Consider the following 24,688-nt stretch of genomic DNA (forward strand, 5'->3'; position numbering starts at 1 on the left):
ACTCTATATCATCACCGCCGTCGTTGTTGAAGTTATTACGATCACGTCTTTTTTGTTCATTAAATCTGTAAACAAAGGTGACAATAAATTGACGCTCACGCCATTGGAATTCACTTTCTGAAATAAAATTTGGGTAGTAACAGTTCCTTGTCTACGACGACTGTTTAATAAATCACTTACACTAGCTGTAATAGAAGCTCTTTCATCCCAAATATCTGTACTTGCAGCAAGGTTTATAGTTACAATACCATCGTTAGTTCCTTGAGCATTTTCACTTGCTCCACGATAATTAATTCTATTTTGAAGGTCTATTTTTCCAGGTAAGGTGAATTTTTGATTTAATCTGGCAAAATATGTTGTGTTATTAAAATCAAAACTTTGTCCGTTGAAATCTCCATCTGTCTCAACATTGAATACATTAAAATCAGAATTAATGGTCCACCATTTAAACGGTCTGTATGTTAAAGTAAGTTCGTAACCTAATCGATCTTGTGTAGAAAGGTTTACAGGAGTTCTTCTAATTATAGGATCTCCATTGTCTGTAAGCTCTCCAGTTTCTTCTTGAATAAATTCCCAATTGTCTTCACTACGATTAAAATAGACAGCAGTACTCAATGTAACTTTATTCCATTTTCTTAGGTAGGTAAGTTCTAAACTATTTGCAAAACTAGGATCAAGATCTACATTACCCTGGAAGATATTTGACTCGCTACTTCGACTAGGAAATGGGTTTAAAAATCTTCCTCTAGGTCGTCTAACTCTTCGGTTATATCCCAAAGTTATATTCTCACCATCTCTAAACTCGTAACCTAAGTTTAAAGTAGGGAATAGGCTTCCGTAATTTTTTTCTGAAGTTACATTAGTTGTTTCTTGAAAAATATCAACATCTGTTATTTCATATCGCAACCCAGCTAGTACTGAAAATTTAGTCCATTTATGCCCATATTGCGAGTAAAAGGCATTAACTAATTCCTCATATTGGAATGTGTTATTTAAACCTGGATCTGGCACTAAGGGAGAATCTGGCGTAGTAAAGTCTAGTCTTTCAGCAAAAAATAAAGAAGTCGTAATATCCCTATAGTTTCCTCTATAACCAGCCTCAAAATTGGTGTTTTCACCAATCGGAAGCTCGTAATCTATTTGTAATAAAGCGTTTTGTTCTTCTGTTTCTTGATCTTGAAACTCAACATCATTAATTGTACTTGTAGTAGTTTCTTGTTCAATAATGTTAGCGATTTCCTCTTCAATTTCACCACCGTATTGAAAACTTATAGAAAGCTTTTGACCATCCTCATCAAGATCATTCAAATAATCTAGTGTGAACTGATAATCATCCTCATTTTCACCTTCCATTTCTCGTCGCAATGTAGCCTCATTCAAATTTCTATTAATATCAAATCTATCTATGGTATTAGTAGTTACATCGTCATCATTACCATAGCGATAAACAAAGTTTGCAACAATATTACTGTTGTCATTTATATCATATCTAGCTCCTAAACTGGTAAAGAAATTACGTCCTAGTCTATCGAAATCTCTACGTTCATCCACAAACCTGTTGGCAGCATCAGGAGAAAAGAATTCTGTACTAGAGCTAGCATTTCCTGGAGTTGTTCTATAGCGCCATCCGGTATTTGTGAAAAAGTTCCAGTCGCCCGTGCGATAATTTCCATTAAAAGAAACTCCTAATCGTTCTGGTACACCTGATTCTAATTGTAAATTTCCATTGAAACCTTCCAAAGATTTTTTTCTTAAGATAATGTTTAAAATACCAGCGGTACCTTCGGCATCGTACCTTGCACTAGGCGAGGTGATTACCTCTATTTTCTCGATAGCCTCTGCTGGAATTTGTCTTAACGCTTCGGCGCCATTTAAACCGACTAGAGCACTAGGCCTACCATCTATAAAAATGGTTACGTTTTCATTACCACGTAAAGCGACATTTCCTTCTACGTCTACACTTACACTAGGTACATTATCTAATACATCACTAGCAGAGCCACCTCTTACAGTAAGGTCACTACCTATATTATAAATCTTTTTGTCTAGTCGTATGTCTACGGTTGTTTTTTCGGCAATTACCACTGCAGCATCCAATTGTGCCACATCTACCACCATTTCCATGGTGCCAAAATCTTTGTCATTTTTAATAACAACATTTTGCTTTTCTATTGTTTTGAAGGTAATGTAATCCCATTTTACAGTATAGGTACCTGGACTTACTTTAAATTCATAGTTACCATCTAGATCTGTAACACCACCTTGAGCAGGAACATTTGGATCATTGCTTATAAAAGATATGGTAGCAAATTCCAATGGAGCTTTAGTGTTAAGGTCGACAAGAGTTCCTTTAATAGTATATTTTACTTCTTGTTTTTGAGCAATCGCAAATGATCCTATTAAGATCATTAATAACGTTAAGGTCTTTTTCATTTTTAGGTTTACAACTTTTGTGCAATGTATATCACGATAAGTTGACAAAAGCCTAAACTTAGGTTAAAGGAATATCAAATTATTTATAATTCGTCGCTAGGTTTATCCTGACCTTGACTCATTAAGAAGGCCTTTAGAAAAGCGTCAATATCACCATTAAGTACAGCATCGGTATTTCCTGTTTCTTCATTAGTTCGTACATCCTTTACCAGTTTATAAGGATGTAAAACATAATTACGTATTTGAGAACCCCATTCAATTTTCATTTTACCAGCTTCAATTTCATCTCTGGCAGCATTACGTTTTTGTAATTCAATTTCAAAAAGCTGTGATTTCAGCATTTGCATGGCTTTTTCCCGATTTTCTAATTGTGAACGAGTTTCAGAATTGTGAATAACAATTCCAGTAGGATGGTGAGTTAGAATGGCCTTGGTTTCTACCTTGTTTACATTTTGACCACCAGCACCGCTACTACGTGCAAAATCCCAAGAAATATCAGCAGGATTAATATCTATTTCGATAGAGTCATCTGCTAGTGGATAAACATAGACTGATACAAATGAGGTATGTCGTTTTGCATTACTATCAAAAGGAGATATGCGTACCAATCTATGAACGCCATTTTCTCCTTTTAACCATCCAAAGCTATAATCACCATCAATTTCAAGAGTAACTGTTTTTACACCAGCAACATCACCAGCTTGAAAATTTAATTCCTTAACCTTGAAACCATGTTTTTCTGCCCACATCATGTACATGCGCATGAGCATCTCTGCCCAATCACAAGATTCTGTTCCACCAGCACCAGCAGTTATTTGAAGTACTGCACTCATGTCATCACCTTCATTGGATAACATATTTTTAAACTCAAGATTTTCAACTAATGAGGTTGCTTCATCAAACTTTTGTTGAACATCTTGTTCGGTTGCATCGTCCTCCTTAAAAAATTCATACAATACGTCCAAATCTTCTACTAGTGTAACCGCTCGTTGATAATCTGTGGTCCATTGTTTTTTATTACGTAACTGTTTCATAATAACTTCGGCCTCTTTCGGATTGTTCCAAAAGTCAGGAGAAAAGGTTTTCTCTTCGAGATTTGTGATCTCGATTTGCTTTGCTTCAATTTGTAAGTAGGATTTTAGATCTTTTACTCGATTCTCAAGATCTTTAATCTGTTCTGTAGTTACCATAAAAATTTATTGGACTCGCAAAAATAAAATTTTAAATATTAAGGGTACTATTATCCTCAATATATAAATGACAGTGTTTTTAGTATTCGCTTTCGCGAAAGCGTAATCCCACTTAGTATCTTTACATTTTAAATGTAATAAATAGAACATGATAGATTTACGTAGTGATACCGTTACCAAACCTACAAAAGGAATGCTAGAAGCTATGATGAATGCCGATGTAGGTGATGATGTTTATAAAGAAGACCCTACGGCAATAAAATTAGAAAACCGTATTGCCGAAATGTTCGGTATGGACGAGGCATTGTATTTTCCTACTGGTAGTATGGCAAACCAAGCTGCAATCAAATTACACACGCAACCTGGCGAGCAGCTTATATGCGATAAGTATGCACATGTTTATCATTATGAAGGTGGTGGCGTTTCCTTTAATAGTGGTGTAAGTTGTAAGTTATTGGATGGTGATAGAGGAAAGATCACCGCTTCACAAGTAGAAGCCGCAATTAATCCTCCTGATTTTTATCATAGTCCTCTTACGACCTTAGTAACTCTTGAAAATACAACTAATAAAGGCGGTGGTGCTTGCTATGATTTAAATACCATTAAAGAAATTAAAGAAGTTTGCAATAAGCATGGGTTAGGTCTTCATCTTGATGGGGCTAGATTGTGGAATGCCCTAGTTGCTACTGGTCAAGACCCTAAAGAATATGGCGAATTATTTGATACTATATCTGTTTGTTTAAGTAAAGGATTGGGCGCACCTATGGGCACGGTACTTTGTGGTAAATCTTCATTGATGAAAAATGCAATGCGAGTGCGCAAGGTGTTAGGCGGTGGTATGAGACAAATAGGTTATATGTGTGCTGCTGGATTATATGCTGTTGAAAATCATATCGATCGATTAAAAGAAGATCATCATAAAGCGCAAGAGCTTAAAGAAGTCTTACAAAAAATGTCATTTGTTAAAAAAGTTGAGCCTGTAGAAACTAATATCATCATTTTTGAAGTAAAAGATCAAAATGAATTTATGACATTTTGTAATGCAAAAAAAATGATAATTAGTAACATGGGTGAAGGTAAAATGAGAATTGTTACTCATTATGACTACGATTCTTTACAACATCGTGAAGTAATTAACAATTTGATTGAATTTAATTCAATTAGTTAATCTTAAATATTGTGTATTTCACCGATAATTTTTGTCTTTTAACTAATGTAAAGTTTTTTTATTCTTAAATTTATGTTATAATAACCTGTAAATGGGACTTTTGTATCTCATTATTTAATTATCAAATTTCAATCAAAATGAAAAAATTATTACTATCAGTAGTAGCAATGGCGGCCGTAACAGCAGTTACCGCTCAGGATCTTCCTACAAATCCAGAGCCAGGTAAGTGTTATGTACGTTGTACTACACCAGATGTTTACGAAAACGAAGAAGTTAGTATCCAGTCGACTCCTGCTTATAAGAAGTTAAGAGTGGTTCCTGCTACTTATGAAACTGTTACAGAACGTGTTCTTGTAAAAGAAGCTTCAAAAAAATTACGTGTGATACCTGCAACTTATAAAACTGAGACTAGATCTTATGTTAAGAAGCAAGCAGGTTCTACCATCTCAATTGTTCCAGCTAGTTTTGGAAAGTCAACAGAGACTATCGAGATCAAACCTGCATACGCACAGTGGGAAATGAGTTCAGTACCACCAGCAGAATGTACATCTTCTAATCCAGATGATTGTCGTTACTGGTGTTATAAAGGTTACCCAGCAGAATACCAAACTGTATCTGTAACTACTCTTACAAACGACGCTTCTTTTAATAGAACAGCTGTACCAGAGCAAATGGGAACTTACACTGTACGTGTGGTTGATCAACCAGCTAGAGTAGAGGAAATTGAAATTCCTGCAGAATATGCAAATATCACAAAGACAATCCTTAAGTCTGATGCTTCTACAACTGAAGAAACAGTACCATCTACTTCTAAAACAATTACAAGAGAAGTATTAAAGCAAAAAGGTGGTCTTACTGTATGGAGTGAGGTTGACTGTAAGCTTGTAGAGTATAACGGTCTTCAAATCAACTGGAGATTAGGAAGTGCTACATTAACTGATGCTGATAAAGCTGAAATCGATGCTAAATTACTTTCTACTCTTAACAATACTCCAGGATCAAAAGTAGAGATCGCTTCTCACACTGACTCTAGAGGTTCTAAAACTTCTAACCAGGCTTTATCTGAAAGACGTGCACAAGCAGTTGCTAATTACCTTATCTCAAAAGGTATCAACGCTTCTCGTATTGTAGCAAATGGATATGGTGAGTCAAGATTAAAGAACAGATGTGCAGATGGTGTATCTTGTACTGAGCGTGAGCACAGAGCAAACCGTCGTACTGAATTCCGTTTAATCAATAACTAAGATTAAACTTTAATACATTAGAAAGCCTGGCTTTTTAGTCAGGCTTTTTTTATTTTAATAAAAACTTTAAAGGGATTTCCATTCTTCTTTTCCAATTTACAGAATCCTCTATGAAGTTTTTATATTCAATCGAAAGGAGATTATCATCAGAATATCCTTTTTGCTTAAACTCCTTAAGGACTTTATTATTATTGCTTTTGTAATGGCTATCGGTCTTTAATGAATTGTGATCAAAATAGAACTTACTTGATGATGGGCTAGGAATATATTTTGGTAACGTTTCAACAAACGCGTCTCCTAAAATCGGAATATTCCAATAGGGTTCAAAGCAAGCAGCATTGCCAAAAATATCAGGATGCTTAATTGCTGCATACAAACTGAGTAAAGCGCCCATTTCATTTCCCATGATGACAGAGTCCTCTTTATTCGATGTAACTTGAAAATTCTTGATAATAAAAGGTCTTAACTCGTTTACTAAAAAATCTAAATATTCATCACTGTATAATTCCTTATATCCTGTTTGTTTTTTTAATTCTGCTTTCGCGAAAGCGGAATTTAGAAGAGACTTAGGTTGCTCAGGCATATATTCATTAAATCTCTTGTCGCCAGAACTCCAAATTGCCACAACGATAGTTGGGGAGATGGAATTAGTAGCTTGTAGAGATCTAATTTGATTTCTAAAGTTTAGGGATTTATTAAATGATATAGTATCATTTTGAAATAGGTGTTCACCATCTTGGATATACAACACTTTATACAAAGTTTCTTTTTTAGGATACTGAGCTGGAAGTAATATTTCAATTCTCCTATCAGAAACGAATTTGGAATTAAATTTAGGAATGGTTACTAGTGTATCGCTGCTTGTTCTAATATTCTCGTAATGAGGTGTGAGTTGCTTAATTTCATAGGTATTTGATGGTGAAGGATTATTAACGCAACTTATAAGAAGTACAAGAAGGGAACTACTAATAATGGCCGTGCTCCTGAATTGCATATTGAAGTAATTCACCTTTACCATGGAGATCTAATTTTTGCATCATGTTTTTACGATGTTTAATGATCGTACTTACAGCAGTACCTCTGAAGTCGGCAATTTCTTGGTTGGTTTTACCTTGCGCTACTAGCTTAAGAATTTCCTTTTCACTACGAGATAACAACTGTTTACGTGAGGAGAATAACTTCAAATCCTTGATATTGAATTTAAGTTCGTTATCATAGTAATTTTTACCATCTGCTATTGTAAAAATTGCTTTTTTTAACTCGGTAAGTGGACTGCTTTTAAGCATGTAGCCGTCAACTCCAGCGTCAATCATATCTCTAACTGCACCTTCATTTTCAAACATACTTAGGGCGAGAACTTTCGTTCTTGGATATTCTTTTTTAATTCGTTGACACAGTTCAACACCATTCATTTCTGGCATGCTTATGTCTGTTAGAATTACCTCAGGCCTCATGCGTTCAAGTTTTAATAGCATTTCCTTGCCATTAGGAACTGTGAACATTACCTTGATGTCGTTATCTTGTTCTAAAAATAATTTGAGACCATCGCTTAGGGAAACATGATCTTCTGCAATTGCAATATGAATCATTATTTAAGGGGTATTTCTATCATTATAGTACTACCTTTTCCTGGTGCACTGTCAACTTCAAACGAACCATTCATGTTCTCAATTTTACGAGCTATGCTGTGTAGACCTATTCCATCTGTTTTATAATTAGGGTCGTAATTAAACCCTATACCATCGTCTTCAATGATAAGATCTAATTTATCTTGATAGCTTGTTATATTAATCGAGGCATTATTAGCCTGTGCGTGCTTAATAATGTTATTTAGTAATTCTTGAATAATTCTAAACAAGTTCAATTCTTTAGAATTAGATATAGGAGTAGATAGTTCATTACTTACTACTTCGACATTGGTTTGCCCTGCTTGATTAATTTTGTCGCAAAGATCTTCTAATGTATCTACCAGTCCAGATTCACCTAAAACACGACTATTTTGGGTATGGGAAATAGTTCTTACCTTAGAGTAGGTTTCACCTATAATATTCAAGGCATTGGTAAGTAAGGTTTGCGCGCTTTCTTCTTTAACGTTTGATTGAACCGATTCAATATACATTTTTACCGTGGTAAGTGAGCTCCCTAAATCATCGTGTAAATCTGATGCTATTTTTTTGCGCTCTTGTTCTTGACCGGCAATCATGGCATCAATACTCGCAAGTTCTTGATCTTTACGTAATTTTTCGGCTTTCTCTTTTTCAGCAAGTTCTCTTGCTTCTAATACCTTCTTTTGTTTATAAGCATAAAGTATAAAAAATCCAGCTCCTGCTATTATGATTCCTAAAACTATAGAAAGTACATAAAGACTATTTTCAGCTTTTAATTTACCTGCTTTTAATAAAGCATTTTCCTTTTCCTTTTCTGCTGTTGCGTATTTTGTCTGTAAATCTGCAATAGTACCTGCTTGACTTTCTTCTCCAACAGAGTCTTTTAAAATTAAATAACTTTGATAGTATTCAGCAGCTTCTTTGTATTTTTTATTAGCATATAAAATTTCAGCTTTGTTTCTTTTAATAAGAGCGTCCATTCCTACATTTTTGTAGTTTTTTAAATAAAGTTCAGAAATATTGATGGACTTAAGTGCTTCAGCGTTTCTTTCAAGTTCAAGTTGAACTTTTGCCATATTATTATACCGTTCCAGCATTGCGAATGAATCCTTAGCTTTCTCGTAGTATTCTATATTCTTTTTAAAGTAAAAAAGGGTTGAGTCAAAATCATTATTGTAATAATGAATAGTGCCAATAATATTTTCAATATTAATTTTCTCTCTTTCTAATTTCGCTTTTACCGCTATATTTTTCATTTGATAACTTAATTGAAGAGCATCAATAAAGTCTTCTTTTACAATGCTTTTATAGCATTGATTGTAAATACAATCTATAATTAATTTAGGTTGATTTAACTCGTAGGCAATCTTACAGTTTTCTTCGTCAAGAGCTTCAGCACTAGTACTAAATTCTGAAACCGTATTGGCAACTTTTTGAAGGTAATGATTTACAGTATAGATATTTCTTAAGGAAACATTTTCCTTATATTCTTTTGCTTTTAATAACGCTTTATAAGATTCAACGAATTTATCCTCTTGAAAAAACACCATTCCTTTGATTAAAAGAAATTTTACCTTGGAAGAATCATTTAATTTCTCAAAGTCTCTTAACTTCAATTGTTGCTCAACGTTTACAGCTTTTCCTTGATCTATATAGCTTATTATACTATCTAATGGGATTTCTTGAGAATAAGTCCAAAACGAGAATGTAAGGAATAAAATTGGAGTAATAAAATTGCGCATTTGATGGATAGTTGTATTACAAATATACAAGTTATTAAACAGCTAGTTATTTAAGTAATATCATCAAGAAGATAGATTTACAAGTCTTATTTAAGACCGTATTTTATTAATAGGAGTAACACAAAAAATCCTATAAACCCTATCAATACCCAAAATACACCACGATAATTTTTTTTGTGTAGTTTTTTATCCTTTCGGTACATAATACTTATTATAATCACAAATGCAATAAAGAAAAGAATTGCAAAAATTAATTGTCCGGTAGAGAACATAGGATCTTTTTGTAATAGTATTGGGTACATCTGAAGTATTTTTTCAAATTTACAATCCTAAAAACTAATAAATGAAAAAACAATTAGAAAGCGTATATAAATTTCATGATTCATTTGGACTAGGAATCAAAAATTCACCAATCGCCGATATTTCTAGTAGGAGAATTAAACTAAGGTATGAACTCATGAAAGAAGAAAATGAAGAGTACCTTGAAGCGGCTCAAAATAATGACGTAGTTGAAGTAGCAGATGCACTAGGAGATATGTTGTACATACTTTGTGGAACTATAATAGAACACGGCATGCAAGATATAATCACTAATATCTTTGATGAAATTCAAAGTTCTAATATGTCAAAACTGGGTGCTGATGGAAAACCTATTTATAGAGAAGATGGTAAAGTATTAAAAGGACCTAATTATTTCAAACCAAATATTAAACAGTTTTTAAAATAGAATAAAAAAAGCGCCTTATTATTTATAAGGCGCTTTTACAATTTATCAATTAATAAAGTTATCTCTTCAGAGCAAAGTGTCCTCTAAAACTTCTTCCGTCACTTAATTCTACCATATACCAATAGTCACTAGAAGGCATAGGGTTACCATTATAAGTTCCATCCCATCCAGCACCTGTAGGACTTATTTGTTTTAATAACTTACCATATCTATCAAAGATATAAATGTTTGCATCTGGCACAGTTTCAATAGCAGTTACTTGCCATGTATCGTGATATCCGTCAGAATTAGGAGTGAAATAAGGTGGTCCACCTATAATAACGGCATCTTGAGAAACCGTTCCACACCCATTTTTATCTTTTACATAAACGGTATAAAATCCTGGAACTAGATTATTAAATCGTGGCGAATCTTGATATACAAAGTTATCCAAACTAAATTCATAATCTCCTGGACCAGTAACTATCGCTTCAAGTGTATTTGTATTTACTTCAAATTGATTGACAGCAATTCTTTCTATAGTTGCTATATCAGATTCAATTACTCTAATGGTTGCTGTGGTATCACAACCATTGCTATTTGTTACCGTTACTGTATAGTCATCTTGTGAGTTTACTGTTATTGTTTGTGTGGTTTCACCAGTTGACCATAAATAACTTGAATAACCAGGACCTGCATCTAGAACTTCATCAATTCCTGCACAAATGGTTATTGGACCTTGATTATTAATGTCTGGTCTTTCAAATACTTCAATTTCAAAAAAGGAAACATCATAACAATCAGGGTTATTTCTGTTTTGAATTCTAGCATAAATTGTTTGAGCTCTTGATGTATTGGTATATGTCACGGGAAGAGCATTGCTATTTGAATCCGCATCAGCCTGATTTAAGTGATAAGTTATTTCAAAATCAGAAGCTGATTGACCATTTAATACTGCACCATCTTGTTGCGAGAAATCAAAATCTTCAAAACCATCATTAGAAGGATCATCACAACCCACTATATCAGGAGCAAAACCAGCAGTTGGTTGTTCGCTTACTGTCAAAGTAAAGCTCGTGAAATCAGCACAAACTGGATTAGCTACAGCTTCAATTCTAACGTATACTGTTTCTGGATTAGTACCATTATTATAAATCACTGGCAAAGCATTACTGTTATTATCCGCATCATTTTGTGTAGGATGGTAAGTAATGTTAAAATCTGATGGGTTTTGGTTACCTAAGACTTGACTATCTGCCATTGATAAATCAAAAGATTCTGTATCATCATTTGTAGGATCATCACATAGAACCATATCATTCACCGCATTTGCAGTTGGAGTAGGGGCAATGACAAAATTAAAACTGGTTGTAGTATAACAACTATTGTTATTTACATTATCAATTCTAACAAATATTCTAGGAGTAGAAGCACTTACAGAATAAGGACTTGAAAGTGGACTAGCGTCATTATCAGCGTCTGCTTGAGAAGCGTGATAGGAAACTACAAAGTTTGATGCTGATTGACCATTTAATATGGTAGAATCAAATTGACTAAGATCAACATCTTCAACACCATCATTGGAAGGGTCATCACATACTATTATATCAGCTTGAACACCTGCTTGCGGAGTTGTGTCCACAAATAAATTGATACTTATTGTATCATAACAGCTCGTGTTAGAATTAGTCTGTATTCTTCCTATTATAGTTGATGTTCCAGAGGTATACATGGTAGGTAATGCTGTTGCACCGCCAACGGTTCCTAGATCAGCATCTGATTGATTAGCGAAATACTCAATGGTGAAATCTGGGGCATTTTGAGTATCTAAAATTTGAGGATCTAGAGTACTTAAATCAAAAGTTTCCTGACCGTCGTTTGAAACATCGTCACACAATCTATAATCTGCTACCGAATTTGCGATAGCTTGTTCATTTAAAATAATAGTAATAGGTGCTGTAGCAGCACAACTTTCGTTATTTAAATTATCAACACGAACGACCAGATTTGTTGTTCCTAAACTTACTTGATATGGACTTGTCAACGGGTTTGAATCATTATCTGCATCAGTTTGATTGGCATGATAAGTAACTACAAAATTGGTAGAAGTTTGACCGTTCAATACATCATTATCAAATTGTACACTTAAATCCACATTTTCAACTCCGTCATTACTAGTATCATCACACAAGTCTAAAGTAGCAGGAGTATTGGCTAAAGGAAGTTCATCTACAATTAAATCAAAAGTAGTAGTGTCAAAACAATTTATATTGTTAATATTTTCAATTCTAACATACATGGTTTGCCCTGCACTACTATAATTTAAGGAAACAGGCGTTGCTCCACCAGCTGAACCTAAATCTGCATCGGCCTGTGAAACAAAAAATTCAACATTGAAATCTGCAGCGGTTTGTGATCCTAATACTTCCGAAATTTTTGTGTTTAAGTCAAATACTTCTGAACCATTATTGGAAATATCATCACACAGTCTGAATTCTGTTACTGTATTAGCAACTGCTTGAGTATCTAAGAATAAGTTTATAGATGTTGTATCGTAACAGTCAGTGAAATTGGTGTTTTCGATTCTAACATATATAGTAGTATTTCCTGTTAAAGCAAATGGACTTGTTTGAGGAGAACTATTTGTATCGGCATCAGATTGATTTAAGTGATAGGTAATAGCGCTATCTGAAGCATTTTGAGTACCTAAAACTGTTGCGTCAAAATCGGTTAAAAGAATATCTTCGGTACCGTCATTACCATTATCACAAAATCTTTGATCAGGTACAGGATTAGCTACTTTCGAATCGTATACATTTAATGTAATATCAATAGTATCAACACCTTGACAAGCAGTTCCAGGATCAGTAACAGCTCTTACATAAACAACTTCTGAGGTTGGTGTAGCATTTACATAGCTATTAAAATTGGTTATCGCATTAGTACCATTATTAGCATCATTTGATGTTGGGTGGTACGTTACTTGAGCACCACCAGCACTTCCACCTGGAAATACCTGAGAATCGGAAGTTGTAAGATCAAATGTCTCAAAACCATCATTATCTGCATCACACAAATTTAATACAGCTGGTGACAAAGTAATACCACCTGCCTGTGATACTATAACGTCAAAAGTATCGGTAACAAAACAGTCAATCGACGCAGGCGGATTTGTGTTATTAGAAATTCTTGCGTAAACGGTAGTTGTACCTAATGGAAACAGGTATGGACTATTAATAGATCCTACATTATTGTCGGCATTATTTTGAGTTAGAAAGTATGAGATAGTAAAATCGGTGGTACTTTGAGAACCATAAATAAAAGGATCTATAACGGTTACAAGGTCTAATGGTTCGTCACCACTACCATCAGAATCACACAATCGTTGTGTTGGAACTGGGTTTATGATTGGATTTTCATAAACATATATATCCTGAGTAGCTGTAGCAGAGTAGAAGCCGCTAGTTACCGTTAAAGAAACAGTGTAAACTCCAGGTCCAGCATATAAATGTGTTGGGTTTAATTGAGTACTTGTATTTCCATCTCCAAAATCCCAAAGAACGGTTGCTGTTGCACAAAGTCCACTAGCAGAACTATTAAATTGTATTAAACTACCATCACAATAGTCCGTTTGATTTCCATTATTACCGCCTCCAGAGCCATTATTAGCATCTTGTGCTAGGAATGAAGGTTCAAAAAATGAAGTGATAAATGGTGGTAATCCTTCTCTAGATTGCATAGGCGTAGCCAAAGCCACACCATCGTCAACATAGCCTGCAGCTCCACCTAGTAAATTAGGACTTCTTATTACACCTAACCATGGTTGACAAGTACGTGCATGATAGATCATACCGTCAATACCTAATTGTAAAGCTCCACGACCAGAATTATTAGTTGCATTTGTAGGAATTACATTAGGTCTACTATTCCACATGGCACCACCATTAATTTCATACTGTAGAATTTCTCTGGTGTTCCCAGTTCCACATCCATTACCAGTATCTTGGGTATTTCCATTTAAGTATACTAGTTGAGAATTTGGAGAAAACTCAGTACCATAATATCTTGAAGTGGTTCCGGTAGTGTTAGTAAGAGGTATAGGATTGGAGACAACACCAGTAGCGTTATCAAAGTCAGCTAGATAAGCCGTTCCAGCGTTCCCTATAGAGGTATTTGATACTTTTGATGCATCAGGTGATAATCTAATGTAACCACGAGCATCACTCATTGCAGTTGTTGGTAATGGTGAATCAACACCTTGGGCAGCAAGTATAATTCCACCACCTGCAGGATAAGCACTATAAGTCCCATTTCCATCAAAGGTAAGAATCCAATAAAAAGTTTGAGAATCGTTGTAAGCTGCTGTAACTTTTTCCTGAGTACTTGCTTGTATTAATAAATCCCTTCTTCCTGCCACTACATCTCCTAATCCACTATTAAGGGACATATCTACGATACTATATCGCAATCCTGCACCAGAACTAATAGTAATTACAAAATACCTGACTGTCGACCCTAAATCGGGAATGATAATGGCAGACTGAGCACTTGACGAATTACCGGATAATCCGGTTCCATTAGGCATAGCATTACCATTTCTATCCCAAACCGTTGTTCCGTCTGAATACATTAATAAGTTACCACATTCATCTGATATGGTACTACAACCTTCAAATGTATTCAAGGAACCAGTTGGACCAGGAAGAGGTGCTCCACTATTAAAATCTAAACTTGCGTTTTGTCCGAAGAACCACCACGATGCCTCTCCTTGAGAATACATCGACAGAGGTGTCAATAAAATTAGAAAGAGTAAGAGTTTTTTCATTTTCGTCATTGATTAATCTACGCAAAGTAAGATTTTTTTATGACTTCCATGATATTATGTTAAGATCACCTTAAAATATATGATAAGTATTTGTTAATTAAATGTTTATGCTTTCGCGAAAGCGGAATAAAAAACGTTATGCATGTATAATAAATAGAGCTGGACGTTTATGAATATCTGGAATATTTTGCTTCCATTTTTTTACTGAAAAGGTTCTAATATATTCAGTTGGTAGAGTGATATCGCAGGCTATGCACAAACGCGTTTCTGGATGTAATGTGGTTACTAATTCTTCAATTAACTTATTATTGCGATAAGGCGTTTCAATTAAGGCTTGAGATTGATTTTCTCGTAAACTTAGTGACTCTAATTGTTTAATTCTTTTTCGACGATCATGCTTATCAATAGGTAGGTAGCCATTAAACGCAAAACTTTGTCCATTCATACCACTAGACATCATTGCCATAAGGATGGAGCTAGGTCCTACTAGAGGTTGCACTCTTATTCCTTGTTCATGTGCCATTGCTACAATCTGTGAACCTGGATCTGCAACACCAGGTACACCAGCCTCGCTCATAAGACCTACATGTGTACCTTCATGACATGGTTTAAGAAAAGTAGGTAATTCACTAGATTCAGTAAATTTATTAAGTGTTGAAAGTTGCAGGCTAGGTTGTGATTTTCCTGGGTGAATGCTTTTTATAAAGCGTCTAGCACTTTTTTCATTTTCTACTATATAATGATCAACTACCTCAATTACCTTTTTTACAGATATAGGTAATACCTCGAGAGGATTAATTTCACCTAGTGTTACAGGGATGAGAAACAACCTACCTTTTTCCATCATATTAATTTGTATTTATATATGTTTTTCTTGTCTTGATATATTGATGTACCATGTTAAGAAAAATTCCTTTATCATCATTTAAAGGAATTAAAAGCTTGTTTAAAATTTCACTATTGGTTACCTGATATTTAAGATCGATATAGGCATAACCTTGAACCTTATTGTTGGAAATTTTAAGTACTGCGTGTTCTGTTGCTGTGCGACCTCTTAACTTAAGAATATAGGATCCATTCATGAAGTTAAATACTTCTAATAATTCATCTATACTCTTACCGTTTTTTAAGTGTTCAATATCTGCCAATTGTTGTAACAATTCGTTATTGTCTATATAATCATCGGGAGATTGACAGGAGTTACTAAATAACCACTTAAGAAAATTAATAGCCTTTTTATCGCTTCTAAAAAATATTAAACCATCTTTAGAAGGAAGAGCTATTTTATTAATTTGAATACGATTGTCTTTATAATTAAGTACAGATTTTAAATGTATAGCTTTTCGCTTACGAACAAATTTCGGTCTTTGGGCCTTAATTTCTATGTATTCTTTTATTTCTGCAATTAAAAGGCTTCCTGTTTGTTCATAGGATACTCGATAAATTTTCTTAGTTAAGTTTGCAGCCCACTTTGCTTGTGAGGTTACAACTTGTCTAAGTTTTTTCTTCATATTTCTACTTTTGGAAATATAAAGAGATTGATTTTTTTCATTAAAAAGATAAAGGACACCTGTAGTCGCAGGTACCGAATCCAAGAATTCTTGAAGGCCTTTTTTTACACTCTTTTGTGCTAATTGTTTTTGAAAGCTGTTTATAATTTTTTTCCTGTATCTTTTTCAAGAAGAATCTTAAACAGCTTTACTGTTGCTGCCGCATCACCTGTTGCACGATGTCTCGAAGGAATTGGAATGCCCAATGATTTACAAAGTTTTCCTAGGTTGTAACTTTCTTCATCAGGAAGTAATTCTTGAGCTACTTGAACCGTGCAAATGCTTTCTCTTTGATAGTCATAACCTAGGCTAGAGAACTCCTGGACTAACATGCGGTAATCAAACTCAGCATTGTGAGCAACTATGACACAACCTTCGGTAATTTCAATAATTCTTTTTGCAACCTCAAAAAATTTTGGAGCTTTGATTAACATCTTATTGTTTATACCTGTAAGTTGAACTACAAACGGTTGAATGGGTTTTTCCGGATTTACTAGGCTAGCAAATTGATCCACTATTTCATGTCCATTAAATTTATATATAGCGATTTCGGTGATTCCTTCATCACCAAAATTACCACCGGTAGTTTCTATATCTAGTATTGCGTACAATTAATTATTTTATTTGGTGAAACTACATAAAAAATGCCGTGATTATACACGGCATTTAAAAAGGTTATACAAAGGATATTAAACTTTTGGTCCGTAAATCTTATCATATAGATCCTGATACCTTGCTTTAATATTTCTTCTTTTCAATTTTAGAGTAGGAGTGAGTTGTTCATTATCGATAGACCAAACTTCTGGAGTAAGTTCAAATCGCTTTATGCGTTCCCATTTTCCAAATTGTTCGTTATAATGATCAACTTCTCTTTGATATCTGTCAATTACTCGATCTAGGGCACATAATTCTTCGTAAGAATTGTATTTAAGTTCTTTACGCTCTGCCCATTCTTCAAGAAATTCAAAATTAGGTTGAATAAAGGCTGCTGGCATTTTTTCTCCTTCACCAATTACCATGATTTGTTCTACAAAACGACTTTGTTTAAGAACATTTTCAATTACTTGTGGAGCAACATACTTACCACCTGATGTTTTAAACATCTCTTTCTTTCTATCCGTAATTCTTAAGAATCCTTCTTGGTCAATTTCACCTATGTCTCCTGTATGAAAGTAACCATCTTTATCAATAGCTTCGGCTGTTTTTTCTGGATCCTTATAATAGCCCATCATACGTTGTGGACCATTAATTATTATTTCACCATCTTCAGCGATTTTAACATCGGTTTCCTTTAGTGGTTTTCCTACCGTACCTATTTTAAATCCGTTATTACGCATGTCATTTACAGCAATAACTGGACTTGTTTCAGTAAGACCATATCCTTCCATTACTGGCACACCTGCTGCGTTGAACACACGTGCAAGCCTGGGTTGAAGAGCAGCGCTACCACTAGCTATGGCTTGTAGATTGCCTCCTAATGCTTCTTGCCATTTTGAGAAAATCAATTTACGCGCTAGTTTGAGTTTTTGTTCATACCACCAGCCATTACGTCCATATGGTTCCCACTTTAATCCAAGTTCTACAGCCCAGAAGAATAATTTCTTTTTAATGCCGGTAAGATCTGTTCCTTTGGCGATAATTTTATCGTATACTTTTTCGAGTAATCGAGGTACCGCACTCATTACATCGGGTTGCACTTCTTTTAGATTGTCCGATATAGCTTCAATAGACTCCGCAAAATAAATACCACCACCTACATAGGTATACATGTATAATAACATGCGTTCATAAATGTGACAGACAGGTAAAAAGCTTAATGCTTTACCTTTTCCTTCAATGATAGGTAGTCGTTCTCTAGAAAAGATAGCATTGCTACTAATATTTTTGTGAGAAAGCATTACACCTTTAGGTCTACCGGTTGTTCCAGAAGTATAGATAAGAGTTGCTAGGTCATCCTCCTTGATGGCAGCCATGCGATCCTCTAATTCTTTTTGGTTACTGTCGTCTTTACCTAATTCTAATACTTCTCTCCAACTTTTACAGCCTTTGATATCATTATAAGAATAAACTTCCTGCAATGATGGAACCTTGTTTCTTATTGCTTGAACCTTGTCATATACCTCTTGATCAGATACGAAAACAAATTTTGCCTCACTATGATTAAGAACATATGCGTAATCCTCTTCTGATATAGTAGGATAAATAGGTACATCTTGGGCACCTGTTTGCATCACTCCTATATCAGTGATGTTCCATTCCGTTCTATTGTTTGTTGATATAATACCAACTTTATCGTCCTTTTGAAGTCCCAATCGCATTAACCCACGTGATAGGGCACAGGCTTGATCAATATATTCTTGTGTAGAGGTTTTTTCCCATATTCCATTCTGTTTAGTAACTAGAGCATCTTCTCTAGGATAATTCTTTAATTGGTAATATGGAAAGTCAAATAATCGTTTGATTTGCATGAATTATTTTTTTCGGACGCTAAATATAATACTAGTATTATAAAAAAGTTAACAATCCGATCTAATAAATTATCTATTGATGTAGATGTAACCAGCAAGATTTTCTTTATTCCCTATCTTAAGTACGTAAAAATAAGTACCTTCTGGTAGTTTTTCGTCCTGAGATGTGGTTACTCGACCTTCAGAAATTCCAGAAAAACTATTGTCGTAATTTTCTTTTTGATAGACAGCCACACCCCAACGATTGTAAATGATAAGTTCATTATCTGGTATATCTTCTAATCCTCGAATAATAAGTGTGTCATTTATACCATCACCATCTGGTGTTATTCCATTATAAACTAGAATATCATTGCCATTTTCAAGAATAGAAGCTAACGTATAAATAGTATACTCTTGAGTTGCATTAATTTTTGTAGTAATGGTACCTTCATTGACCGTTCCTGTAAAAGAGTCATTTCCTAAATTGTCCCATTTATTGGTGGTAGCATTCCAAGCAGCTATTCTAAGTTGACTCAAATTGTTTACTAAACTACTTACATTACTACTCAATGTCCAGTGTAAAGTAACATCTGCAGTACCTGTACTATCAAGATACCAAAACTCGGTTGTGGAGACAATATCTAAGCTAGGCTCAAAGGCAGATGTGTTAAAGCCACTCACAAATGTGGTAGGAGTGTTAGGGTCCTCCTTAAAATAAGCTGCTACAAATTGTTTATCTGTATAATTGGAAATTCCTAGTGGTTTAAGTTCAAATTCATCTCCAATTGGAAAAGTGAAATCTATTGAACCAGAAAATTCATTAAATCCATCAACATGCTTATTGTCATTTGAATTAAAATAAAAGTTGTTATTTAAAAATTTGAGTCTGATAATGGGATTAATTCTAGGTGTAATAAACCTACCAGATATAAAGTCTAATTCTCCTGTAATTCCTATGGAAGTTAATAAACTTAAGTCATCATCTACTTCTAACTCTACATTCTCAAAGTTCATTTGGTTGGTACCCGAGAAAGTAAGCATGCGATTATCATTGTAAAATCCGGCTAGTCCATCATTGTCATTCGATATTCCGTCATTAATGACATCTGTATGAAAACCTATCTGTCCTGTTGGATGTATTTTTAAATTACCATAATTATGTAAGGCAGTTTGCGCTTTCGCGAAAGCGTAAACTAATAACAAAGTAAAGAATAGATAATTTTTCATAATCTAAATTTTTGTAATACCAATGTTTGAAAAATTGGCGTTTAGTGTAGCTCCATTTACATTAAGTACGTATTGAATGTTGACGACGTCATTTGCATTTAGACTAAACATAATTGTTCCTGTGGTGCCCCAGAAGTCTCTACTAGGAATACTTGCAAATCCTCTAGATAAATAACCTCTTCTTGATCCATTGATGAAAACTGCTAGGATATATTTATTATCACCTGCCGGCATATTGGTAGTTGATAATTCTCCAGAGATAAGATAATTTCCTTGTTGAAGTATTGTAATTTCAGAAGTTCCAGATATTGTATAATAATCGTTATTTATCGTAGTAACGTGACTATTAGTCAATGGTAAATCATAAAAGGTGTTTATTGCAGTAGGTAAGGAGCCTCCATTACGATTTAATATTACAGTCTTGCTTTCATCTACCGTTAGTTTTTTCCATGTAGTAGCATTTCTCAGGTACAAAGATTGATCTGTGGTATTGTAAACAATAGATCCCTCATTAGGATTAGAAATGCTATTAATCTCGGTTGTGGTCAAAGTAGGTATACCCATTATAGAGTTGGGATCTATTTGAGCTTGTGAGAAAGCGAACCACACGGTAAAGATTAAACTACTTAGGAATAATTTCATGAGCAAGTTATTTGTAGGCTGTAAATAAAACCACTATGGCTTCATTGTTAACATCTGCTGGTTGAACACTAAGTACTGGATTAGTATTATTTACCGTTATATCACCGTTAGTATAAGTAGCATTTACGGTAAAACCATTTGTTGTAAAATTGATTAAAGACGCTTCAATTATACCCAAATTAGACCCATTTTGATCACCGTATCTTATGCCAACACAATTTGAGCTACTTGAATATCTAGAAATGTCATTGATTGAATTTCCGTGTCCGCCTACGTAAATACTTTGTTGAACTATGCTTCCTCCGTTATTTCTAGCAAAACCGTTTGAAGTTCCATAAGAATTTGAAATTCCACGAGCATTATTTCCCACACCGTTATCTGCAGCTATATTATCCGATTCAATATTTGCATGAGCAACAAAACTTACTTGTGAAGGTTGAAATGGAACATCTGATATTGTAATTGATCCAGACGAGTTAATAGTGAAGCTACCTAAATAGACATTAGAATCAACAAGCATTTCACTCCAACCAGTATTTGTATATTCTAGCATTCTATTACGGTCTGTATCATATACAATACTACCTTCTTGAACGCCAACTATTGAGTTGATTTCTGCGGTTGTTAAGTTTGATATCCTCATTAAGGAGTCTGGGTTTATTGCAGGCTGAATAAATGAGAATAACAACATTAAAAGCACTATGATAAAAAAGAATCTTTTCATTTAAAATTAATTAAGGTAGTTTAATAATGGTGAACATGAAATCAAGATCAATGTCAACCTTAGGACTAGCACCATTATCGCTATCTCCTATATTCACGTTGAATCCGTTAGCATCATTTCCATAGTACGAAATTCCAGGATCATCGTAGTTTGAACCGCCAGCTGGTGGACAGTTTCCATTACAATCTAATATGGTTAATTGTATTACATATCCCGTTGTTATAGGAGTTGTAAAATTGATACGATAGTCTCCAGTATTAAGTCTAGTAATGCTCGAAGTTCCAAAGCTTGTGATGGTAGAACCATCTCCTGCCACGTTACCAGCTGCAGCAATAGTAGGACCAACAAAATAAGCTCCACCATCTGATCCAACTTGAATACTATTATTGGCATCGGCACTTACGACTTGTGCAGTGGTTGTTGTACCAGCCTCGTTGGTGTAAGTTATTTCTCCAGTAGCATTTGGATCACTAGAAGTTGGTGTGTCATTTTGTGAAAAAGTTGTTACAGTTTCATTGATAGTAAATGCCGAACCATCCTCATCGGTATACGTAGCAATGGTATTAGCATCACCAGCGGTTACTTCAGCATCTGTATTACCAGCAGCTTGAGCAAGTAGGGTAAGCGTTTCTAGGTTAGAGATATCGATAATAGTATCTACACCATCTTCATCGGTATAGGTAAAAGTACCGTCTGTGTTTTCAGCAATCTCTGTAAGCGTTTCTAAGTTAGTAACATCAATGATGGTGTCATTACCAGCTTCATCGGTGTAGGTTACTGTTCCGTTAGTGTTTTCTACTAATGCAGTAACAGTTTCATTGATAGTAAATGCCGAACCATCCTCATCGGTATACGTAGCAATGGTATTAGCATCACCAGCGGTTACTTCAGCATCTGTATTACCAGCAGCTTGAGCAAGTAGAGTAAGCGTTTCTAGGTTAGAGATATCGATAATAGTATCTACACCATCTTCATCGGTATAGGTAAAAGTACCGTCTGTGTTTTCAGCAATCTCTGTAAGCGTTTCTAAGTTAGTAACATCAATGATGGTGTCATTACCAGCTTCATCGGTGTAGGTTACTGTTCCGTTAGTGTTTTCCACTAATGCAGTAACAGTTTCATTGATAGTAAATGCCGAACCATCCTCATCGGTATACGTAGCAATGGTATTAGCATCACCAGCGGTTACTTCAGCATCTGTATTACCAGCAGCTTGAGCAAGTAGGGTAAGCGTTTCTAGGTTAGAGATATCGATAATAGTATCTACACCATCTTCATCGGTATAGGTAAAAGTACCGTCTGTGTTTTCAGCAATCTCTGTAAGCGTTTCTAAGTTAGTAACATCAATGATGGTGTCATTACCAGCTTCATCGGTGTAGGTTACTGTTCCGTTAGTGTTTTCCACTAATGCAGTAACAGTTTCATTGATAGTAAATGCCGAACCATCCTCATCGGTATACGTAGCAATGGTATTAGCATCACCAGCGGTTACTTCAGCATCTGTATTACCAGCAGCTTGAGCAAGTAGGGTAAGCGTTTCTAGGTTAGAGATATCGATAATAGTATCTACACCATCTTCATCGGTATAGGTAAAAGTACCGTCTGTGTTTTCAGCAATCTCTGTAAGCGTTTCTAAGTTAGTAACATCAATGATGGTGTCATTACCAGCTTCATCGGTGTAGGTTACTGTCCCGTTAGTGTTTTCTACTAATGCAGTAACGGTTTCATTGATAGTAAATGCCGAACCATCCTCATCGGTATACGTAGCAATGGTATTAGCATCACCAGCGGTTACTTCAGCATCTGTATTACCAGCAGCTTGAGCAAGTAGGGTAAGCGTTTCTAGGTTAGAGATATCGATAATAGTATCTACACCATCTTCATCGGTATAGGTAAAAGTACCGTCTGTGTTTTCAGCAATCTCTGTAAGCGTTTCTAAGTTAGTAACATCAATGATGGTGTCATTACCAGCTTCATCGGTGTAGGTTACTGTTCCGTTAGTGTTTTCCACTAATGCAGTAACAGTTTCATTGATAGTAAATGCCGAACCATCCTCATCGGTATACGTAGCAATGGTATTAGCATCACCAGCGGTTACTTCAGCATCTGTATTACCAGCAGCTTGAGCAAGTAGGGTAAGCGTTTCTAGGTTAGAGATATCGATAATAGTATCTACACCATCTTCATCGGTATAGGTAAAAGTACCGTCTGTGTTTTCAGCAATCTCTGTAAGCGTTTCTAAGTTAGTAACATCAATGATGGTGTCATTACCAGCTTCATCGGTGTAGGTTACTGTCCCGTTAGTGTTTTCTACTAATGCAGTAACGGTTTCATTGATAGTAAATGCCGAACCATCCTCATCGGTATACGTAGCAATGGTATTAGCATCACCAGCGGTTACTTCAGCATCTGTATTACCAGCAGCTTGAGCAAGTAGGGTAAGCGTTTCTAGGTTAGAGATATCGATAATAGTATCTACACCATCTTCATCGGTATAGGTAAAAGTACCGTCTGTGTTTTCAGCAATCTCTGTAAGCGTTTCTAAGTTAGTAACATCAATGATGGTGTCATTACCAGCTTCATCGGTGTAGGTTACTGTTCCGTTAGTGTTTTCCACTAATGCAGTAACAGTTTCATTGATAGTAAATGCCGAACCATCCTCATCGGTATACGTAGCAATGGTATTAGCATCACCAGCGGTTACTTCAGCATCTGTATTACCAGCAGCTTGAGCAAGTAGGGTAAGCGTTTCTAGGTTAGAGATATCGATAATAGTATCTACACCATCTTCATCGGTATAGGTAAAAGTACCGTCTGTGTTTTCAGCAATCTCTGTAAGCGTTTCTAAGTTAGTAACATCAATGATGGTGTCATTACCAGCTTCATCGGTGTAGGTTACTGTCCGTTAGTGTTTTCTACTAATGCAGTAACAGTTTCATTGATAGTAAATGCCGAACCATCCTCATCGGTATACGTAGCAATGGTATTAGCATCACCAGCGGTTACTTCAGCATCTGTATTACCAGCAGCTTGAGCAAGTAGAGTAAGCGTTTCTAGGTTAGAGATATCGATAATAGTATCTACACCATCTTCATCGGTATAGGTAAAAGTACCGTCTGTGTTTTCAGCAATCTCTGTAAGCGTTTCTAAGTTAGTAACATCAATGATGGTGTCATTACC

General features: G+C 35.1%; 18 protein-coding genes and 1 pseudogene. 3 read left to right on the forward strand and 16 right to left on the reverse strand.

The window, feature by feature from the left end:
• Window positions 1-3: 3 nt before the first annotated feature.
• Entirely contained in the window at window positions 4-2,433 is a 2,430-nt protein-coding gene (locus tag BST93_RS09215) for a TonB-dependent receptor (protein ID WP_258150510.1), read from the reverse strand.
• A gap of 83 nt (window positions 2,434-2,516) precedes the next feature.
• The gene (prfB, locus tag BST93_RS09220) at window positions 2,517-3,623 is read right to left on the reverse strand and encodes a peptide chain release factor 2 (protein WP_105018922.1); all 1,107 of its coding nucleotides are present in this window, start codon (window positions 3,621-3,623) and stop codon (window positions 2,517-2,519) included.
• Window positions 3,624-3,771: 148 nt separating this feature from the next.
• Here prfB and BST93_RS09225 point away from each other — a divergent pair, with 148 nt between their 5' ends.
• Window positions 3,772-4,791, forward strand: coding sequence for a threonine aldolase family protein (locus tag BST93_RS09225; RefSeq protein ID WP_105018923.1), 1,020 nt, complete (start codon window positions 3,772-3,774; stop codon window positions 4,789-4,791).
• A 137-nt stretch (window positions 4,792-4,928) separates the two neighbouring features.
• Window positions 4,929-6,035 (forward strand): OmpA family protein, encoded by a 1,107-nt coding sequence (locus tag BST93_RS09230; RefSeq protein WP_042278724.1) that lies wholly within the window; start codon window positions 4,929-4,931, stop codon window positions 6,033-6,035.
• A 49-nt stretch (window positions 6,036-6,084) separates the two neighbouring features.
• Here BST93_RS09230 and BST93_RS09235 read toward each other — a convergent pair whose 3' ends face one another.
• The 4 genes from BST93_RS09235 to BST93_RS09250 all read right to left on the reverse strand — a co-directional run bounded on the left by BST93_RS09235 (window position 6,085) and on the right by BST93_RS09250 (window position 9,656).
• On the reverse strand, window positions 6,085-7,029 hold the full coding sequence (locus BST93_RS09235; RefSeq protein ID WP_181072589.1) for an alpha/beta hydrolase: 945 nt from the start codon (window positions 7,027-7,029) through the stop codon (window positions 6,085-6,087).
• The gene (locus BST93_RS09240; protein WP_042278726.1) at window positions 7,001-7,624 is read right to left on the reverse strand and encodes a response regulator transcription factor; all 624 of its coding nucleotides are present in this window, start codon (window positions 7,622-7,624) and stop codon (window positions 7,001-7,003) included. The genes BST93_RS09235 and BST93_RS09240 overlap by 29 nt, the downstream gene beginning before the upstream one ends.
• Window positions 7,624-9,384, reverse strand: coding sequence for an ATP-binding protein (locus tag BST93_RS09245; protein ID WP_105018925.1), 1,761 nt, complete (start codon window positions 9,382-9,384; stop codon window positions 7,624-7,626). Before BST93_RS09245 ends, BST93_RS09240 begins: the two co-directional genes overlap by 1 nt.
• Window positions 9,385-9,470: 86 nt before the next feature.
• Complete coding sequence (locus tag BST93_RS09250) at window positions 9,471-9,656, reverse strand: hypothetical protein (RefSeq protein WP_105018959.1); 186 nt, start codon at window positions 9,654-9,656, stop codon at window positions 9,471-9,473.
• Window positions 9,657-9,727: 71 nt separating this feature from the next.
• Here BST93_RS09250 and BST93_RS09255 point away from each other — a divergent pair, with 71 nt between their 5' ends.
• The gene (locus BST93_RS09255) at window positions 9,728-10,111 is read left to right on the forward strand and encodes a pyrophosphohydrolase domain-containing protein (RefSeq protein ID WP_105018926.1); all 384 of its coding nucleotides are present in this window, start codon (window positions 9,728-9,730) and stop codon (window positions 10,109-10,111) included.
• A 58-nt stretch (window positions 10,112-10,169) separates the two neighbouring features.
• On the opposite strand, the gene BST93_RS14670 is transcribed toward BST93_RS09255, so the two are convergent.
• From BST93_RS14670 to BST93_RS14190, 10 genes and pseudogenes are all read right to left on the reverse strand, one after another.
• Window positions 10,170-14,915: an FIDD domain-containing protein gene (locus BST93_RS14670; protein ID WP_105018927.1), complete on the reverse strand. Its 4,746-nt coding sequence runs from the start codon at window positions 14,913-14,915 to the stop codon at window positions 10,170-10,172.
• Window positions 14,916-15,051: 136 nt separating this feature from the next.
• Window positions 15,052-15,762, reverse strand: coding sequence for an SAM-dependent methyltransferase (locus BST93_RS09265; protein ID WP_105018928.1), 711 nt, complete (start codon window positions 15,760-15,762; stop codon window positions 15,052-15,054).
• A gap of 1 nt (window position 15,763) precedes the next feature.
• Window positions 15,764-16,426 (reverse strand): GIY-YIG nuclease family protein, encoded by a 663-nt coding sequence (locus BST93_RS09270; RefSeq protein WP_105018929.1) that lies wholly within the window; start codon window positions 16,424-16,426, stop codon window positions 15,764-15,766.
• 140 nt (window positions 16,427-16,566) lie between these two features.
• The gene (locus tag BST93_RS09275) at window positions 16,567-17,076 is read right to left on the reverse strand and encodes a 3'-5' exonuclease (RefSeq protein WP_105018930.1); all 510 of its coding nucleotides are present in this window, start codon (window positions 17,074-17,076) and stop codon (window positions 16,567-16,569) included.
• Window positions 17,077-17,154: 78 nt separating this feature from the next.
• Window positions 17,155-18,933 carry an AMP-dependent synthetase/ligase gene (locus BST93_RS09280; RefSeq protein WP_105018931.1) on the reverse strand — a complete coding sequence of 593 codons (1,779 nt, stop codon included), beginning with the start codon at window positions 18,931-18,933 and terminating at the stop codon, window positions 17,155-17,157.
• 69 nt (window positions 18,934-19,002) lie between these two features.
• The gene (locus BST93_RS09285; protein ID WP_105018932.1) at window positions 19,003-20,142 is read right to left on the reverse strand and encodes a T9SS type B sorting domain-containing protein; all 1,140 of its coding nucleotides are present in this window, start codon (window positions 20,140-20,142) and stop codon (window positions 19,003-19,005) included.
• 3 nt (window positions 20,143-20,145) lie between these two features.
• Complete coding sequence (locus BST93_RS09290) at window positions 20,146-20,784, reverse strand: phage tail-like protein (RefSeq protein ID WP_105018933.1); 639 nt, start codon at window positions 20,782-20,784, stop codon at window positions 20,146-20,148.
• A 7-nt stretch (window positions 20,785-20,791) separates the two neighbouring features.
• Entirely contained in the window at window positions 20,792-21,508 is a 717-nt protein-coding gene (locus BST93_RS09295) for a hypothetical protein (protein ID WP_146105000.1), read from the reverse strand.
• A 10-nt stretch (window positions 21,509-21,518) separates the two neighbouring features.
• Window positions 21,519-24,125, reverse strand: coding sequence for a beta strand repeat-containing protein (locus tag BST93_RS09300; protein ID WP_105018935.1), 2,607 nt, complete (start codon window positions 24,123-24,125; stop codon window positions 21,519-21,521).
• 278 nt (window positions 24,126-24,403) lie between these two features.
• Window positions 24,404-24,688, reverse strand: a pseudogene (locus BST93_RS14190) (hypothetical protein); the annotation flags it as partial.

This window comes from Nonlabens tegetincola (genome assembly GCF_002954355.1).
Lineage (GTDB): Bacteria > Bacteroidota > Bacteroidia > Flavobacteriales > Flavobacteriaceae > Nonlabens > Nonlabens tegetincola.

Excerpts from the sequence above, each read along its gene's own strand:
- BST93_RS09215 (WP_258150510.1), bottom strand. The coding sequence starts at position 2,433 with ATGAAAAAGACCTTAACGTTATTAATGATCTTAATAGGATCATTTGCG.
- prfB (WP_105018922.1), bottom strand. The coding sequence starts at position 3,623 with ATGGTAACTACAGAACAGATTAAAGATCTTGAGAATCGAGTAAAAGAT.
- BST93_RS09225 (WP_105018923.1), top strand. The coding sequence starts at position 3,772 with ATGATAGATTTACGTAGTGATACCGTTACCAAACCTACAAAAGGAATG.
- BST93_RS09230 (WP_042278724.1), top strand. The coding sequence starts at position 4,929 with ATGAAAAAATTATTACTATCAGTAGTAGCAATGGCGGCCGTAACAGCA.
- BST93_RS09235 (WP_181072589.1), bottom strand. The coding sequence starts at position 7,029 with ATGCAATTCAGGAGCACGGCCATTATTAGTAGTTCCCTTCTTGTACTT.
- BST93_RS09240 (WP_042278726.1), bottom strand. The coding sequence starts at position 7,624 with ATGATTCATATTGCAATTGCAGAAGATCATGTTTCCCTAAGCGATGGT.
- BST93_RS09245 (WP_105018925.1), bottom strand. The coding sequence starts at position 9,384 with ATGCGCAATTTTATTACTCCAATTTTATTCCTTACATTCTCGTTTTGG.
- BST93_RS09250 (WP_105018959.1), bottom strand. The coding sequence starts at position 9,656 with ATGTTCTCTACCGGACAATTAATTTTTGCAATTCTTTTCTTTATTGCA.
- BST93_RS09255 (WP_105018926.1), top strand. The coding sequence starts at position 9,728 with ATGAAAAAACAATTAGAAAGCGTATATAAATTTCATGATTCATTTGGA.
- BST93_RS14670 (WP_105018927.1), bottom strand. The coding sequence starts at position 14,915 with ATGAAAAAACTCTTACTCTTTCTAATTTTATTGACACCTCTGTCGATG.
- BST93_RS09265 (WP_105018928.1), bottom strand. The coding sequence starts at position 15,762 with ATGATGGAAAAAGGTAGGTTGTTTCTCATCCCTGTAACACTAGGTGAA.
- BST93_RS09270 (WP_105018929.1), bottom strand. The coding sequence starts at position 16,426 with ATGAAGAAAAAACTTAGACAAGTTGTAACCTCACAAGCAAAGTGGGCT.
- BST93_RS09280 (WP_105018931.1), bottom strand. The coding sequence starts at position 18,933 with ATGCAAATCAAACGATTATTTGACTTTCCATATTACCAATTAAAGAAT.
- BST93_RS09285 (WP_105018932.1), bottom strand. The coding sequence starts at position 20,142 with ATGAAAAATTATCTATTCTTTACTTTGTTATTAGTTTACGCTTTCGCG.
- BST93_RS09290 (WP_105018933.1), bottom strand. The coding sequence starts at position 20,784 with ATGAAATTATTCCTAAGTAGTTTAATCTTTACCGTGTGGTTCGCTTTC.
- BST93_RS09295 (WP_146105000.1), bottom strand. The coding sequence starts at position 21,508 with ATGAAAAGATTCTTTTTTATCATAGTGCTTTTAATGTTGTTATTCTCA.